Source organism: Streptomyces sporangiiformans, assembly GCF_005768555.2.
Taxonomy (GTDB): Bacteria; Actinomycetota; Actinomycetes; order Streptomycetales; family Streptomycetaceae; genus Streptomyces; species Streptomyces sporangiiformans.
The window spans coordinates 40,295-55,844 of sequence record NZ_VCHX02000152.1; the positions used below are offsets into that span (position 1 = coordinate 40,295).

Below are 15,550 nucleotides of genomic sequence, written 5' to 3' on the forward strand. Positions count from 1 at the left end.
CGCGTCTTATTCCTGCACGGTTCCCGACCCGCAGGACATTGTCCATCCCCCGGTCAGGGTCCGTCCCCCGCGCAGGGAAGGTCCCCGGTCAGGCCCGGCTGCCTTGATCCCCCACGAGAGTGCCGATCTTCTCACCCTTGACGGCCCGTGCGATATTGCCCTCCGCCAGAAGCTCGAAGACCAGGATGGGCAGCTTGTTGTCCCGGCAGAGCGTGATGGCGGTCATGTCGGCGACCTTCAGGTCGCGCGTGATGACCTCGCCGTAGCTGAGCGAGTCGAACTTGACGGCCTCGGAGTTGGTCTTGGGGTCGGAGTCGTAGACCCCGTCCACTCCGTTCTTGCCCATGAGCAGCGCCTCGGCGTCGATCTCCAGGGCGCGCTGGGCGGCGGTGGTGTCGGTGGAGAAGTACGGCATGCCCATACCGGCGCCGAAGATGACCACACGGCCCTTTTCCAGGTGGCGTACCGCGCGCAGCGGGATGTACGGCTCGGCGACCTGTCCCATGGTGATGGCGGTCTGCACGCGCGAGTCGATGCCCTCCTTCTCCAGGAAGTCCTGGAGGGCGAGGCAGTTCATGACCGTGCCGAGCATGCCCATGTAGTCGGAGCGGGCCCGATCCATGCCGCGCTGCTGCAGTTCGGCACCCCGGAAGAAGTTGCCGCCGCCGATGACAACGGCGATCTGGGCACCACCGCGGACCACCGCGGCGATCTCACGGGCGATGGCGTGCACCACGTCGGGGTCGACGCCCAGTCCCCCGCCACCGGCGAACGCCTCACCGGAAAGCTTCAGCAGAAAGCGCCCCGCGCCTTTGCCGTGATCGCTCTTTTCGTCCTTGTCGGCCTTGGTGGTGGTCATGGAGATCCCGCCTCTTTACCTGTCGCACATACGAAGGAGGCCATTGCCGGTGGGGTTTTGTTGCATCCCATGCGCGGCAATGGCCTCCTCGTCAGATCTGCTGTCGTCCGTCACACGCGCGCGTGTGACGGCGTACGCGGATGACTGCTGTCGACCCTATCGGGGTCTCGCGTCGATCGCGGTACGGACTCAGATGCCGACCTTGATGCGCGCGAAGCGCTTCAGGGCGACACCGGCCTCGTCCAGGACCTTCTGGACGGACTTCTTCTGGTCGAGCGCGTACGGCTGGCCGAGGAGGGTGGCCTCCTTGAAGAAGGCGTTGACGCGACCCTCGACGATCTTCGGCAGGGCGGCCTCGGGCTTGCCCTCGGCGCGCGTGGTCTCCTCGGCGACACGACGCTCGCTCTCGACGACCTCGGCCGGTACGTCCTCACGGGAGAGGTACTTCGGCGCGAAGGCGGCGATGTGCTGGGCGACGCCCTTGGCGATCTCGGCGTCCACCTTGTCCAGCTCGACCAGGACACCGATCTGCGGCGGCAGGTCCGGCATGGTGCGGTGCATGTAGGCGGTGACGTAGGCGCCGGAGAACTGGGCGAAGCGGTCCAGGACGATCTTCTCGCCCAGGTTGGCGTTGGCCTCGTCGACGTACGCCTGAACCGTCTTGCCGGGCTCGATCTCGGAGGCGAGCAGCGCCTCGATGTCGGCCGGGGAGGTGGCGGCGACGTGCGCGGCGAGCGCGTTCGCGACGGCCTGGAACTTCTCGCCCTTGGCGACGAAGTCCGTCTCGCACTTCAGCTCGACGAGGACACCGGAGGTGTTGTCGTCGGCGATCAGGGAGACGACGGCGCCGTTCTCGGCGGAGCGGCCCTCGCGCTTGGCGACGCCCTTCTGGCCCTTGATGCGCAGGGCCTCGACGGCCTTGTCGACGCTGCCGTCGGCCTCGTCGAGCGCCTTCTTGCAGTCCATCATGCCGGCGCCGGTGAGCTCGCGGAGCTTCTTGACGTCGGCGGCGGTGTAGTTCGCCATGATCTGTGAATCTCTTCTCGGAGTTCGAAGTCTCGAAGTCGGCGTCCGCGGCTGATCGGGCTGGCGTCCGCCGAAGATCTACGGGCTGTGGGTGAACGGCGGGCGGCGCGGACCGCGCCGCCCGCCGTCACTCAGCCGTGACGCCGGGTCAGGCCTGCTCGGTCTCGGCCGGCTTNCGTCACTCAGCCGTGACGCCGGGTCAGGCCTGCTCGGTCTCGGCCGGCTTCTCGGCCTCGGCGGCGGGAGCCTCGGCCGGCTTCTCGGTCTCGGCCGGCTTCTCGGCCTCGGCGGCGGGGGCCTCAGCAGCAGCCGGGGCTTCGGCGGCAGGGGCCTCGGCGGTGGTCTCCTCGGCCTTCTTCTCGCCGCCCTCGAGCAGGTCGCGCTCCCACTCGGCGAGCGGCTCGCCCGCGGCCTTCTCGCCCTTCGCCTCGGCGGCGGCACCGGAGCGGGCGATGAGGCCCTCGGCGACGGCGTCGGCGATCACGCGGGTGAGCAGGGTGACGGAGCGGATCGCGTCGTCGTTGCCCGGGATCTTGTAGTCGACCTCGTCGGGGTCGCAGTTGGTGTCGAGGATGGCGACGACCGGGATGTTGAGCTTCCGGGCCTCGCCGACCGCGATGTGCTCCTTCTTGGTGTCCACGATCCAGACGGCGCTGGGCACCTTCTGCATCTCGCGGATACCGCCGAGGGTCTTCTCCAGCTTGGCCTTCTCGCGCGAGAGCACGAGAAGCTCCTTCTTGGTCAGACCGGAAGCGGCGACGTCCTCGAAGTCGATCTGCTCGAGCTCCTTGAGGCGCTGCAGACGCTTGTAGACGGTCGAGAAGTTGGTGAGCATGCCGCCCAGCCAGCGCTGGTTGACGTAGGGCATGCCGACGCGGGTGGCCTGCTCTGCGATGGCCTCCTGCGCCTGCTTCTTCGTGCCGACGAACATGACCGTGCCGCCGTGGGCGACGGTCTCCTTGACGAACTCGTAGGCGCGGTCGATGTACGACAGCGACTGGAGCAGGTCGATGATGTAGATACCGTTGCGCTCGGTGAAGATGAAGCGCTTCATCTTCGGGTTCCAGCGACGGGTCTGGTGACCGAAGTGGACGCCGCTTTCCAGCAGCTCCCGCATCGTGACGACGGCCATGGCCGTTCTCCTTGATTTTTCTCGGTTGTGCCGCGCGTGCCGGACGGCACTCGCGCCTGACGCCCACGACGCGCCTGCCACTAGGGACCGAGGGGCGCTGACACCGGCCTGTGAGGGCCCGATGTCGGGGCGTGCGAAGTCGACCCGGTGACCCGGATCGCCATCAGAAGTGTACGGGACACGCGGGGCACCGGGTGACGCCGCTGTCCACAACTGGCCGGTGCTCCACAGATCCGGGCCATGATCCACTTCTCTCGCCGTATCGCGAGAGCGTTCTCGCATGCGAGCAGAACGATGCACACGATGCCTTCGTACGTGGCTGGCCTTGGTGTTGTGCCTGACAGCGACCGCCCTCGGAGCCGCCTTACCCCCGGCCGCGGCACGCGACAGCGGCATGGACGGTCCGTCGCCGCCGAAAGCCGACGGGGCGGTGCCGGCTGTCGGGCGCGCCTGGCCGGTAGGGACACGCCCACGGGTGACCCGCGGCTGGGAGCCACCGGCGAGCACGTACGGGCGGGGCCACCGCGGCGTGGACCTCGCCGCGCCCTCCGGCACGCCGGTCCGGGCCGTGGCTCCCGGCCGCGTCTCCTTCGCGGGCCGGGTCGCGGGCCGCGGAGTCGTCTCCGTGGAACTGGACGGCACCGGCGATCCCCCCGTGCGCACCACGTACGAGCCGGTGCGCGCAACGGCGAGGAAGGGAGCGAAGGTTACGGCGGGCGAGGTCGTCGGCGTCGTGGAACCGGCAGGGTCCCACTGCGCGACACCCTGTCTGCACTGGGGCCTGCGCAGGGCCGACGCCTATCTGGACCCGCTCTCCGTGCTTCCGCCCTGGCTGCTCCACGGGGGCCCATCGCGCCTGCTCCCGGTCATCGGCGTACCGGAGGGACCTGTGGACCAGGGGCGCCCAGGAGATGCCTGAACTGGCGCCGGTCCTGGGGCGCCCAGGACCAGTACCTAGCCCCGCACACCCCGCAGAGCCATCGCGACGGCGGCGTCGGTGATGACGTCGGGCTGTTCGGCCGCACCCAGCTCGATCCGCCGGACCGCGGCGTCCACGATTCCCTGAAGAAGCATGGCGGCCATACGAGGCTGCTCATGCCCCATGTCACCCAGGGCCTCCACGATCATCGCGACGAGCCCGCCGTGCGCCGCGCGGATCTTCTCGCGCGCGCCCGCGTCGAGCTCGCTCGCGGAGATCGCGACCACGGCCCGGTGGCGCCGGTCTCCGACCAGCTGGAGCTGCTGCCGGACATACGCTTCGACCTTGCCCTCGGGCGTCGCGGCCAGCGCCATCGCCTTCTCGACCTCGGCCGCCCAGACCGGGAAGTCGACTGCGCAGAGCTCTTCGACCACGGCCGCCCGCGACCGGAAGTACTCATAGACGGAGGACCGCGCGAGTCCCGTGCGCTCGGCCAGCGCCGGGAAGGTCAGCGCCTCTGTCCCGCCCTCGGACAGCAGTGACCGCGCCGCGTCCAACAGGGCGGCTCGCTGCATCGATCGGTGCTCGGCCACGGAGGCCGCTCGAATCCTTGGCACGTCTCCACTTTACGGACGGACCGCGGGCGAAGGGAGGCACTTGGCACGTCGGCGTCTGAGAGGGCAAGGGAAGACGGAAGCCGGCCGGCCCTGCCAGGACGCGGAAGGGACGATTCGGCGAGGTCAGCGACCGAAACTCGCGAGCTTCGCCCGCAACTGGAGCACCGACTTGGTGTGGATCTGGCTGACCCGGCTCTCGGTCACCCCGAGCACATTGCCGATCTCGGCGAGCGTGAGCCCCTCGTAGTAGTAGAGCGTGACCACGGTCTTCTCACGCTCGGGCAGCGTGTTGATCGCCCGTGCGAGAAAACGCCGCAACTCCCGGTCCTCGGCGACCTCCACGGGATTGTCGGCAGCGGTGTCCTCGAGCGTGTCCATCAGGCTCAGCCGATCGCCGCCCTCGCCCCCGGCGTGCAGCAGCTCCTCCAGGGCCACCACGTTGGCCAGCGACAACTGACTGAAGACCGAGTGGAGTTCGTCCACACCGATGCCCAGTTCGGCGGCCACCTCGCCCTCGGAGGGGCTGCGCCGCAGCCGCGCCTCCAGCGTCGCGTAGGCCCGCTCGACGTTGCGTGCCTTCTGCCGCACCGACCGCGGGATCCAGTCCAGCGCCCGCAGCTCGTCGATCATCGCGCCCCGGATCCGCGTGATCGCGTACGTCTCGAACTTGATCTCCCGCTCGATGTCGAACTTCTCGATCGCGTCGATCAGCCCGAACACTCCCGACGAGACGAAGTCCGCCTGCTCGACATTGGGAGGCAGCCCCACGCTCACACGGCCCGCGACGTACTTCACCAGCGGCGAGTAGTGCAGGATCAGCTGCTCGCGCAAGCGCTCGTCGCCCGTGGCCTTGTACGACCTCCACAGCTCGTCGAGCGTCGAGGGCGCGGGGGGCCGCACGCCGCTTCGCGCAGTGGGGGGAGCAGCCGCCCGGTCAGACCCGGAGGTGTGCTGGGGCATTCGTCGTCTTGTGCCGTTCTGCTGTGAACTGGGGTGCCTGAGTGAGCTGTCGGTCTGTGTCCAGTTGCTGTCTGAGTCGGAATCCCCGTGAGCGTAGCGTGACTGGGGAGTCGCAGTGAGCGAAGAGCCGGGGAACCACCGTGCGCAGATACGTTCCGCTGGGCGCCCCTCAGGGTCACGTCCGTTGCCGTGCGTGACCATCGTGAGGCGCCAACTGCGGGAACTGCCAAGGACATCGGGGGTGTCGCCCGGACGGCCGAACACGCTCGGTCAGCATCGCCCCCGATCCGTGGGGACGGGGATCATCGCCTGGCGTGTCAACTTCCAGCCGTCGCCGTGTCGTTCGACGAACCCAAGTGATCGGAGTTCGTACAGTCTCCCGACCGCGTCGTCCTGCGTCGTCCCCGCGCCTGTGGCGATCTCCTCGGCCGAGGCGGTCCCCCGCGCGGGCAGCGCCGCCAGGACGCGTCCGGCATCCGGGTCGAGGAGGTCACGCGGAAGCACCGGCCCGCGCCGGTCCGGTGCCAGGTCCCCCATGTCACCGACCAGCTCGGCGACCTCGGCGGCGTCGGTGACCAGCACCGCGTCTCCCCGGAGAAGTTCATGGACACCGGCCGACAGCCCGCTGGTGGCGGGACCGGGCACCCCTATCGTGAACCGCCCCAGCCGCTGAGCCGCCCGGGCGGTCACCAGCGCTCCGCTGCGATACGCCGCCTCGACGACCACCGTGCCGCGGGTCAGCGCCGCGATGACCCTGTTGCGGAGGATGAACCTGCTCGGCGTCGGGTGATCACCGGGAGGCAGTTCCCCCACGACCAGACCCTGCTCGGCGATCCTGCTGATCAGCTGGGTGTGCCCCCGCGGATAGGGCCGGTCGACCCCGCAGGCGAGCACGGCGACGGTGGCGCCACCGGCTCCGAGCGCACCGCGATGGGCCGCGCCGTCGATGCCGTACGCGCCCCCGGACACCACGACCCACCCGCGCTCCGCGAGCCCTTCGCCGAATACGGCCGCCATATGGGCGCCGTACTCGGTGCAGGCCCTGGCTCCCACGACCGCGACGGACCGCAGCGCCCATATCCGCAGGCTGGGCCGCCCGCGCACCCAGAGCCCCAGAGGCCGCGCGTCTCCCAGATCGTCGAGCTGCGCCGGCCATTCGGAGTCCCCGGGACACAGGAACCGTGTCCCCGCGTCCCGTGCCGCCGCCAGGTCCCGCTCCGGCTCCGCCCGCTCGGCCCGGGCCCGCAAGCCTGCCCACCGCTTGTCCGTCACCCCCTTCGGCTGCTCCCCGCCTCCGACGAGCCTCCGTACCGCTTCCCCCGCGCCGATCTCCCGTAGCCAGCGCCCGCAGGCCTCGTCCCCGGGTTCGATGACGCGTGCGAGGAAGGCACGGTGAAGCCGCTCGTCGTCGCCGCTCATGACAACGCGCCGATCTCCATCGGCACCCCGCGCGGGACTCCGGTGCGCAGTTGCAGGGCGAGGGCGACGTCGGTCGCGTCGGGCCGGTCGTGTCCGACAAGGTCCGCGACGGTCCAGGCGACGCGCAGTACGCGGTCCAGGCCACGGGCTGTGAGGAGCCCCCGCTCCAGGCCCCACTCGGCTTCGTCCATGGCGCCCGGCGCCGCGTACCACCGGCTGCGCAGCTCCCGCCCCGGCACTTCGCTGTTGGTCCGCCAGGGTGTGCCCGTCAGGCGCGCGGCGGCGCGGTTCCTGGCCGCTTGGACGCGATCGGCGACCGTCGAGGTGGATTCGCCCCGCACACCGCGCTCGGTCAGCTCCGCGCGCGTGACGCGGTCCACCTCGACCCTGAGGTCCACCCGGTCGAGCAGCGGGCCGGAGAGCCTGGCCTGGTAGCGCCGGACCATGGCGGGAGGGCAGTCGCACGAGTTGCCGGTCACCGAGAAGCGGCCGCAGGGGCACGGATTGGCCGCGAGCACCATCAGGAACCTCGCCGGGAAGCGCACGACGCCCGCGCTGCGCGCGATCACCACGTGTCCGGACTCCAGGGGCTGGCGCAGCGCGTCCAGGGCCTGGCCGCTGAACTCCGGTGTCTCATCGAGAAAGAGCACCCCTCGATGGGCCAGGGACACCGCTCCGGGCCGTGCGACGCCCTGGCCGCCGCCGACCAGCGACTGCATCGTCGCCGAGTGGTGGGGCGCGCAGTAGGGCGGAACCTCGATCAGGGGCTTTCCCGGGGGCAGCAGGCCGGCGACCGAGTGGACCGCCGTGACCTCCAGCGACTCCTGCCTCGCGAGCCGCGGCAGGATGGCGGGCAGCCGCTCGGCGAGCATCGTCTTTCCCGCTCCCGGAGGGCCTTCGAGGAACAGATGGTGCCCGCCGGCCGCGGCTACCTCCACCGCCGTCCGCGCGGAGATCTGACCGACGACATCGGCCAGGTCATGGCCGTGGTCGTGTTGCGCGGCGCCCATGGTGTGCATGCCGGTGGCGGCGCCGGTGCCCGGCATGCGCAAGCCCGCGAGGAGCGGGTCCGGCCGGCCCTGCTCGTCCGGATCCTCGTCGGGCACCGGCTCGTCCGTGAGGACGGCGATCAGCTGCCGCAGGCTGCGGACGCCGAGCACCGACACACCGGGCACCAGGGAGGCCTCGGCGGCCGCGCACTCGGGTACCACCACCTGCTCGTACCCCGCGTCCGCCGCGGCGAGCACCGCCGGCAGCACGCCCCGTACCGGCCGGACCCGGCCGTCCAGGCCCAGCTCTCCGATCATCACGATGTCGGAGAGGACCCGTGGGTCGATCCGCTCGGAGGCTCCCAGCACGGCGCAGGCGACCGCCAGGTCGAATCCGCTGCCGCCCTTCGGCACCGACGCGGGGCTGAGCCCCACCGTGAGCTTCTTCTGGGGCCACTCGCCGCCGGAGTTGACGACGGCCGCCCTCACCCGGTCCTTGCTCTCCGTGAGGCTCTTGTCGGGCAGCCCCACCAGGGTGAACGCCGCGATCCCCGGCTCCAGGTCCGCCTGCACCTCGACGACGACACCCTCGACGCCGACCAGTGCCACCGAGCACGTACGGGCGAATCCCATCAGGCAACCCCCCGCACGTGTTCCACCACGGGTGCGCCGCGGTCGGGGAGGACGACGCCTACGAGGTCGATGCGGACGCCTCCGGGTGGCGCCCCTCCGTGTTCCTGCAGCCAGCGCTCGGCGAGGCCCCGCAGCCGCGCGGCCTTGAGCGGTGTGACGGCGGCCATCGGATGTTCGAAGGCACCCGTCCGGCGGGTCTTGACCTCACAGACGACCAGCGCGTCCCCGTCCTGGGCCACGATGTCGATCTCACCGGTCCTGCCACAGCGCCAGTTGCGCTCCAGGACCTGCATCCCGGCCTCGGTCAGCCGCCGCGCGGCCAGGTCCTCGCCGTACTCGCCGAGTGCGCTGCGTGCGTTGCTCGCACTGCGTGTGCTGCTCCCGCTGCCTGCCTTGCTCGTGCTGCCTGCGTTGCGTGCGTTCATGTCGGCACCACCTCCGGCGCCAACATTGAGGGCACATCCGCGCGCTATTGGATCTTGGTGGACAGCACGCCGGGTGTGGACAACTCAGTCACCCACACGAGCCTCCATGCAGACCCCTCAGCTGCTCGGCAGCTCCAGATCGCTCTTGTTCAACTCCTCGATGTTCACGTCCTTGAACGTGAGTACCCGTACCTGCTTCACGAAGCGAGCGGGGCGGTACATGTCCCACACCCAGGCGTCCGCCATGGACACTTCGAAGAACACCTCGCCCTGGACCGAGTGGACCTGCATCTCGTAGTCGTTGGTGAGGTAGAAGCGCCGTTCGGTCTCGATCACGTATTTGAACAGACCGACGACATCGCGGTACTCCCGGTAGAGCTTCAGCTCCATCTCGGTCTCGTACTTCTCGAGGTCCTCGGCGCTCATGGCATGTTCCCCTTCAGCCGTGCGTCCCCCTATTGTGCGCCAGCCCCGCGCGCCTCTAGACAATTTCAGTGTCGAGGATCTCGGGCCTGGCCGGGGGACCCTCGTCGAGCAGCCTGCGCAGCAGCCCGGCGAGTCTGGTCGGATACACCGTCTCATGTGCCTCGGTCAGTTCCTGACACGTCCACCAGCGTGCTCCGGCGACACTGCGCCGTTCCAGCTCCGTGAGCCCCAGGGCCTGGGTCGCCGTCTGAGTGGTACGGGCCAGGTAGTACCACTCGTCCTGGTCCCAGCGGCGTCCCGCGAACGGGAAGGAGCAGGTCCGCCGCCACAGCACCGGGCCGAGCTCGACCTCGGTGATGCCGGTCTCCTCCGCGAGTTCCCGCAATGCGGCCTCCTCGCGCGTCTCCTCGCCCTCCACACCGCCGCCCGGCGTGAACCACCAGTTGTCGGACGGGTCCTCGGGCTCGTGGCCGTACAGCAGCAGGATGCGATCCTGCGGGTCGAGCAGCACCACCCGGGCGACCTTCCTCAGCTCACCGGGGGCCGCGGCGACCTTCGGCGGTTCGCCGGGGTCCGCGAGCTCCTCGGGCGGCTGCTCAGCCCGCAAGAGCCCGCTCCCTCGCCCCGCCGGTACGGCTGCGTCGCTGAGCCGCCCGCTTGGCGACCGGCCCGTAGGCCGCACCGCCGAGGACGAGCACGGCGCCCGCCACGATCGCGGCGAGGACCAGACGCAGGGGCCCCGGCTGGGAGATGCCGCCGAGCTCCTCGAAGCCGGTGGGGCGGTCCAGCATGCCGTCCATGGGCCACACCACCGCGTCGACCCGCGCGCTCACCGCGCCGACCGGTACCGAGCCGTTGCCGGCCTCCGTGAGGTGAGCGGTCGAGTCGAGGGAGCCGCTGCGCTCGTCGCCGAGCAGGAAGAGCCGGCCCTTGGGGACGTCGATGGTGGGAATCTTGCTCGCCTCGGCCGCAGAGCCCTTGGGCAGATACGACTCTTCGATCTTCTTGCCGTTGACGGTCAGCTTGCCGTCCGTACAGCAGGCGACCGTGTCGCCGCCGACCGCGACGACACGCTTGACCATGGGGAGATTGCCCCAGCTGGCCTGCTTGAAGACGACGACGTCGCCACGCTTGATGTCACCGCTGTCGATCCGCTCGGCCAGAACCCGGTCGCCGGCCGCGATGGTGGGCGCCATCGAGGCGGTCGGCACGGTGTACGGCTGGTAGACAACCGCGCCCCAGGCGAATCCGCCGAGGAAGAGCACACAGCCGAGGGCCACGGCAAGCCCCGACAGCTTGCTGCCGAGCCGTCCGTGGCCCTCGTCCGTACGACCTGTCCCGCTCATCCCAGTGCTCCCCCAACTCGGAGAATCGACCCCGGGGCCCTGGTTCCGGCCCCGGAAGATCCGCGATCTGGGACGGCACCCTACCCGGCGGTACCCCGCTCAGAAACCCTGGGGTTTCCGACGGTAATTCCGCCTGTCTCCCGCCACAGCTCTTTCAAGGAGCCACGCGTCACACTCGCTTCTTCCTGCGCCACAGCACCAAGGGCACCGCGCCCGCGAGACCGAGTACTCCCGGAGCCGCGGCGGCGCTGAGGCCCTGGTCGTAGGTGTCCGGCACGGGCAGCGTGGACCAGCGGGTGGGCGGCCAGGCGACCACGATGGCGCGGCCCACGACGTTGTCCACGGGGACGAAGCCCTTGTTCTTGTCCTGCTGGTGATAGCGGGAGTCCAGCGAGTTCTGCCGGTGGTCACCCATGACCCAGATTTTGCCTTCGGGTACCTTCACCTTGAACTGGCCGCCCGTGTCGTCGACCGTGCACGGCGTGTCCCCCGGGTACAGGTAGGGCTCCTTCAGCGCATGGCCGTTGACCTTCAGAGGGGCGGTGCCCTTGCACTCGACGGTGTCGCCGCCGACCGCCACGACCCGCTTGATGAGGTCCTTCTCCTCGGCGGACGGCATCAGGCCGATCCAGCTGAGGGCCTTTTGAATCGCGTTCGGGTTGGGTGTGGGCTCGCCCGCCAGCCAGTTGTCGGGGTCGTGGAAGACGACGACCTCGCCGCGCTCGGGCTCCGAGCCGAACCACGGGGTCAGCTTGTCGACCAGTACACGGTCGCCCTTCTGGAGCGTGTCCTGCATCGAGTCCGAGGGAATCGAGAACGCCTGCACCAGGAAGGTTTTGATCAGCAGGGCGAGGAGGAGTGCGATGCCGATGAGCAGCGGGAGTTCCTTCCAGAAGGACCGCTGCTTCTTCGGCTGCGGGGCGTCCCCACCCCGCTCGTTCCTGTCGTCGCCGACTCCGGAGTCACCTCCGGATCCAGCGGCGTGCTCTGCGGCTGGGGGAGCCGTCTCCTCGGGTCGCTCCGGCTTGTCCTCGGGACCCTCCTGCCCGGACCGTGCGCCGACCGCCAAATCCCCCACATCCACTCCTCACTCCGTGCCGCCGCCTGCGCCAGATCCGACGCAGGCCCATCACTCCCATAACGAGCGGGAGTTCCGCAGGGCTCGGGAGCGGGATCAATCCGTATCGATCCGCATTGGCCACCCTATGCGACGCGCCGATGGCGGTGGTCGACCCGCCGGGCGCGTCGGGCACGGACGCATAGGTGTCCGGTTCCTCCAGACGACTCCAGTGACCGATGGGCCAGGCGATGACCATGGCCCGGCCGACGACCCCGTCCTCGGAGACCGTGCCGTTGAATCCCTCGGTGCGGTGGAAACGGGAGTCGGCGGAGTTGGCCCGGTGGTCCCCCATGACGAACAGGCGTCCGGCGGGCACCTTCACCTCGAACTTGATCGAAGAGGGTTTGTTACCGGGGTGAATGTACGCCTCGTTGAGCGGCATGCCGTTGACGGTGACGCGGCCCTGGGCGTCGCAGCACTTGACGGTGTCACCGCCGACCGCGACGACCCGCTTGATCAGGTCCCGCTCGTTCTCGGAGGGCAGCAGGCCGATGAAGGTCAGCGCCTGCTTGACCTGCTTGACGACGATGGGGTCTTCCGTCTTCGCGATCGGCTGCTCGTCCTCGAGCCATCCACCGGGGTCCTTGAAGACGACCACGTCGCCGCGCGTGGGCTTCGAGCCGAACCACGGGGTCAGCTTGTCGACCAGGACGCGGTCGCCGATCCGGATCGTCTGCTCCATGGAGCCCGACGGGATCACGAAGGCCTGAACGAGGAACGTCTTCAGGACGAGGGCGATGAGCAGGGCGACGCCTATGAGGAGCGGTATCTCCTTGATCGCCGAGCGCTGCCTGCGCCGCTTGACCTTGCGGGCCAGCTTGCGCCGTTCCGCCCGGCCGGGCCGGGCGGAACCGCCGGCGCGCCGGGCCCCTGTGGGCAGCAGGTTGTCGGCGGCGCTACTGGGGACCCCGCGCGGTTTACCGCGTTTACCCATGCGCACCGTCCGCAGCGGGCACGCGCGCGTAGACGTCGACGTGGTCCAGACGGGTCCAGCGCCCCGGGGGCCAGGCGATCCCGTCGGCTCTGCCGATCACATCACCAACGGGGATCATGCCGCCGCCCGGCGCACCCAGGTGGTCCCGGGAATCGCTGGAGTCACCGCGATGGTCACCGAGGAGGAACAGGGTGTCGTCGGGCACGACGACGTCGAAGGGCACCTCGGACGGCTTGTCCCCCGGGTACAGAAACGTCGATTCGTCGACCGACCGGCCGTTCACCTCGATCCTCCCCTGCCTGTCGCAGCAGACCACACGGTCTCCCCCCACACCGACGACACGCTTGATGTAGTCCGCTTCCCCGAAATAGCCCGTGCCGTCGAACACGACGACGTCACCGCGCTTCGGGTCGGCACCAAAACGGTACGCCAACTTATTTACGAGAACGCGGTCCCCGATCCTCAATCCAGGCTCCATAGAACCACTGGGAATCTGGAACGGCTGCACCACAAACCGACTCAAAAGCAGCAGAAACAGGAGACAGGACAACGTGGCCAGACTGATCCGCCCGCCGGGCAGCCAGTCGGCGGCACGGGACACCAACGCGAAACGCGACCGTCCCTCCGCCTGTTCTGTCTCCGAGATCTCCTCGGGTTCGTCAGGGCGGGAGGAGCGGTCGCGCTCCGTCGTCTGTGCTTCGGTGTCCATCGCGGCCAGATGCTATCCGGCCCTCATGTGCGGACCCCGGCGCGAGCTCACTTCTCGCGCTTCTCCTTGATCTTCGCGGCCTTGCCGCGCAGGTCGCGCAGGTAGTACAGCTTCGCGCGACGGACGTCACCGCGGGTGACGAGCTCGATCTTCTCGACGATCGGGGTGTGCACCGGGAAGGTGCGCTCGACGCCGACGGAGAACGAGACCTTGCGGACCGTGAAGGTCTCACGGACACCGGCGCCCTGGCGACGGATGACTACGCCCTTGAACTGCTGCACACGGGAGCGGTTGCCCTCGATGACGCGGACGTGGACGTTGACAGTGTCACCCGGGCGGAAGGCCGGGACGTCGCTGCGCAGCGACGCGGCGTCGACGGAGTCGAGCAGGTGAGACATGATCGTCTGCTTTCTTCGCTGATGCCACAGGTCATCAACGGAAGTCGGTGTTCCAAGAGGGATGCTGTCCTCGTCGGGGCGGGCGTCGTATCCCCCTGTGGCAGGGGCGCACGCTGGACGACGTACAACAGCGGTCTATTCTTCCACGCCGTCTGGCCTGCGCCAAAATCGGCCCTGTGGCTCCCCCTCCGGGTCCGGCGCCCAGCCCAGGATGGAGAGCATTTCGCGGTCCTTCTTGTCGAAGGCGGCGGGGTCGCAGCGCTCGATGAGGTCCGGCCGGTTGGCCGCCGTACGACGCAGGGCCTCGTCCCGGCGCCAACGGGCGATCTTCCCGTGGTGGCCGCTGAGCAGGACGTCCGGGATCTCGCGGTCGCGCCACCGGGGCGGCTTCGTGTAGACGGGCCCCTCCAGGAGGTTGGCCATGGCGCCCGGCGCGAAAGAGTCGTCCCTGTGCGACTGGGCGTTGCCGAGGACGCCGGGCAGCAGCCGCGCCACGGCCTCCGTGATCACGAGTACGGCCGCCTCGCCGCCGGCCAGCACATAGTCGCCGATGGACACCTCGTGGACGGGCATCCGGGTCGCGTACTCGTCGATGACGCGGCGGTCGATGCCTTCGTAGCGGGCGGGCGTGAAGACCAGCCAGGGCCGCTCGGAGAGCTCGACGGCGAGCTTCTGGGTGAAGGGGCGGCCGCTGGGCGTCGGGACCACCAGAGCGGGCTCATGAGAGCCGGTCTCGTAGCCGTCCGCGAGCACCGAGTCCAGGGCGTCGCCCCAGGGCTCGGTCTTCATGACCATGCCGGGGCCGCCGCCGTAAGGGGTGTCGTCGACGGTGTTGTGCCGGTCGTACGCCCACGTCCGCAGATCATGCACGTGCACATTCAGCTGTCCACGCGCCCGTGCCTTGCCGACGAGGGAGACATTCAACGGCTCCAGGTACTCGGGGAAGATCGTGACGACGTCGAGCCGCATTACGCCTCTTCCCCGGAGGGCTCTGCGGATTCCCCGGAGGGCTCTGCGGAGGAGTCCCTGGAGGACGCGATTTCCGCGCGGTCGTCGATCAGCCCCGGCGGCGGGTCCACGATCGCCCGCTGTTCCTTCAGATCGATCTCCACGACGATCTCCCCGACGAACGGGATCAACACCTCGCTGCCGTCGGCCCGCTCCACCACGAAGAGGTCCTGCGAGGGCAGATGCGAGATGTCGGTGATCCGTCCGACCTCGGCACCGTCCTTGGTGACGACGTCCAGGTCCATCAGCTGGTGGTCGTAGTACTCGTCCGGGTCCTCGGGCGTCTCGTCCGGGTCGACGTCGGCGATCAGCAGCGTGTTGCGCAGCGCCTCGGCGGCGGTCCGGTCCCGTACACCCTCGAAACGCAGCAGCAGACGGCCGCTGTGCACCCGGCCCGTCTCGATGGTCAGCGGACCGGCCGAGGCGGGGTCCGTGGCCAGGACGGCGCCGGGCGCGAGCCGCAGCTCCGGCTCGTCGGTGCGTACCTCGACGGTGACCTCGCCCTTGATGCCGTGGGCGCGGCCGATCCGTGCGACTACCAGCTGCACTGTGCTTGATCTCCTGTCGTGTGCCTACGGCATTACCGCGTAGACGACTACGGGCCGGGGACGGCCCCAAGTGGCCGTCCCC

General features: G+C 69.5%; 18 protein-coding genes. 1 reads left to right on the plus strand and 17 read right to left on the minus strand.

Translation table 11 applies throughout. The features are described from left to right. Nucleotides 1–88 precede the first annotated feature (88 nt). The 3 genes from pyrH to rpsB form a co-directional block, all read right to left on the minus strand. Nucleotides 89–859, minus strand: a complete 771-nt coding sequence (pyrH, locus tag FGD71_RS23740; RefSeq protein WP_119102532.1) for a UMP kinase — start codon at nucleotides 857–859, stop codon at nucleotides 89–91. A gap of 189 nt (nucleotides 860–1,048) precedes the next feature. After that, entirely contained in the window at nucleotides 1,049–1,885 is an 837-nt protein-coding gene (gene tsf / locus FGD71_RS23745; RefSeq protein ID WP_119102533.1) for a translation elongation factor Ts, read from the minus strand. Between the two features lie 199 nt (nucleotides 1,886–2,084). Next, nucleotides 2,085–3,017: a 30S ribosomal protein S2 gene (rpsB, locus tag FGD71_RS23750; RefSeq protein ID WP_119102534.1), complete on the minus strand. Its 933-nt coding sequence runs from the start codon at nucleotides 3,015–3,017 to the stop codon at nucleotides 2,085–2,087. Nucleotides 3,018–3,297: 280 nt separating this feature from the next. Between rpsB and FGD71_RS23755 the strand changes: the two genes are divergently transcribed. Continuing rightward, nucleotides 3,298–3,936, plus strand: a complete 639-nt coding sequence (locus FGD71_RS23755; RefSeq protein WP_119102535.1) for a M23 family metallopeptidase — start codon at nucleotides 3,298–3,300, stop codon at nucleotides 3,934–3,936. Nucleotides 3,937–3,971: 35 nt separating this feature from the next. Here FGD71_RS23755 and FGD71_RS23760 read toward each other — a convergent pair whose 3' ends face one another. The 14 genes from FGD71_RS23760 to rimM form a co-directional block, all read right to left on the minus strand. Continuing rightward, entirely contained in the window at nucleotides 3,972–4,529 is a 558-nt protein-coding gene (locus FGD71_RS23760; RefSeq protein ID WP_119102536.1) for a TetR/AcrR family transcriptional regulator, read from the minus strand. A 147-nt stretch (nucleotides 4,530–4,676) separates the two neighbouring features. Then, nucleotides 4,677–5,513, minus strand: a complete 837-nt coding sequence (gene whiG / locus FGD71_RS23765; protein WP_119102537.1) for an RNA polymerase sigma factor WhiG — start codon at nucleotides 5,511–5,513, stop codon at nucleotides 4,677–4,679. Between the two features lie 270 nt (nucleotides 5,514–5,783). After that, nucleotides 5,784–6,932: a DNA-processing protein DprA gene (gene dprA / locus FGD71_RS23770; protein ID WP_119102538.1), complete on the minus strand. Its 1,149-nt coding sequence runs from the start codon at nucleotides 6,930–6,932 to the stop codon at nucleotides 5,784–5,786. Further along, nucleotides 6,929–8,554, minus strand: coding sequence for a YifB family Mg chelatase-like AAA ATPase (locus tag FGD71_RS23775; protein WP_119102539.1), 1,626 nt, complete (start codon nucleotides 8,552–8,554; stop codon nucleotides 6,929–6,931). Before FGD71_RS23775 ends, dprA begins: the two co-directional genes overlap by 4 nt. Beyond that, nucleotides 8,554–8,979, minus strand: coding sequence for a YraN family protein (locus tag FGD71_RS23780; RefSeq protein ID WP_119102540.1), 426 nt, complete (start codon nucleotides 8,977–8,979; stop codon nucleotides 8,554–8,556). Before FGD71_RS23780 ends, FGD71_RS23775 begins: the two co-directional genes overlap by 1 nt. Nucleotides 8,980–9,096: 117 nt before the next feature. After that, nucleotides 9,097–9,405: a DUF2469 domain-containing protein gene (locus FGD71_RS23785; protein ID WP_055510545.1), complete on the minus strand. Its 309-nt coding sequence runs from the start codon at nucleotides 9,403–9,405 to the stop codon at nucleotides 9,097–9,099. Nucleotides 9,406–9,460: 55 nt separating this feature from the next. Beyond that, nucleotides 9,461–9,937, minus strand: coding sequence for an NUDIX hydrolase (locus FGD71_RS23790; RefSeq protein ID WP_119102551.1), 477 nt, complete (start codon nucleotides 9,935–9,937; stop codon nucleotides 9,461–9,463). A gap of 64 nt (nucleotides 9,938–10,001) precedes the next feature. After that, nucleotides 10,002–10,751, minus strand: coding sequence for a signal peptidase I (gene lepB / locus FGD71_RS23795; protein WP_119102541.1), 750 nt, complete (start codon nucleotides 10,749–10,751; stop codon nucleotides 10,002–10,004). Nucleotides 10,752–10,920: 169 nt separating this feature from the next. Further along, nucleotides 10,921–11,829, minus strand: a complete 909-nt coding sequence (gene lepB / locus FGD71_RS23800; protein ID WP_119102542.1) for a signal peptidase I — start codon at nucleotides 11,827–11,829, stop codon at nucleotides 10,921–10,923. Beyond that, complete coding sequence (gene lepB / locus FGD71_RS23805) at nucleotides 11,714–12,805, minus strand: signal peptidase I (protein WP_119102543.1); 1,092 nt, start codon at nucleotides 12,803–12,805, stop codon at nucleotides 11,714–11,716. Before lepB (FGD71_RS23805) ends, lepB (FGD71_RS23800) begins: the two co-directional genes overlap by 116 nt. After that, nucleotides 12,798–13,514 carry a signal peptidase I gene (gene lepB, locus FGD71_RS23810; protein WP_119102544.1) on the minus strand — a complete coding sequence of 239 codons (717 nt, stop codon included), beginning with the start codon at nucleotides 13,512–13,514 and terminating at the stop codon, nucleotides 12,798–12,800. Before lepB (FGD71_RS23810) ends, lepB (FGD71_RS23805) begins: the two co-directional genes overlap by 8 nt. A gap of 47 nt (nucleotides 13,515–13,561) precedes the next feature. Then, on the minus strand, nucleotides 13,562–13,912 hold the full coding sequence (gene rplS, locus FGD71_RS23815) for a 50S ribosomal protein L19 (protein ID WP_119102545.1): 351 nt from the start codon (nucleotides 13,910–13,912) through the stop codon (nucleotides 13,562–13,564). A gap of 135 nt (nucleotides 13,913–14,047) precedes the next feature. Further along, nucleotides 14,048–14,881, minus strand: coding sequence for a tRNA (guanosine(37)-N1)-methyltransferase TrmD (gene trmD / locus FGD71_RS23820; protein ID WP_119102546.1), 834 nt, complete (start codon nucleotides 14,879–14,881; stop codon nucleotides 14,048–14,050). Continuing rightward, on the minus strand, nucleotides 14,881–15,468 hold the full coding sequence (gene rimM, locus FGD71_RS23825; protein WP_119102547.1) for a ribosome maturation factor RimM: 588 nt from the start codon (nucleotides 15,466–15,468) through the stop codon (nucleotides 14,881–14,883). The genes trmD and rimM overlap by 1 nt, the downstream gene beginning before the upstream one ends. Nucleotides 15,469–15,550: the final 82 nt, after the last annotated feature.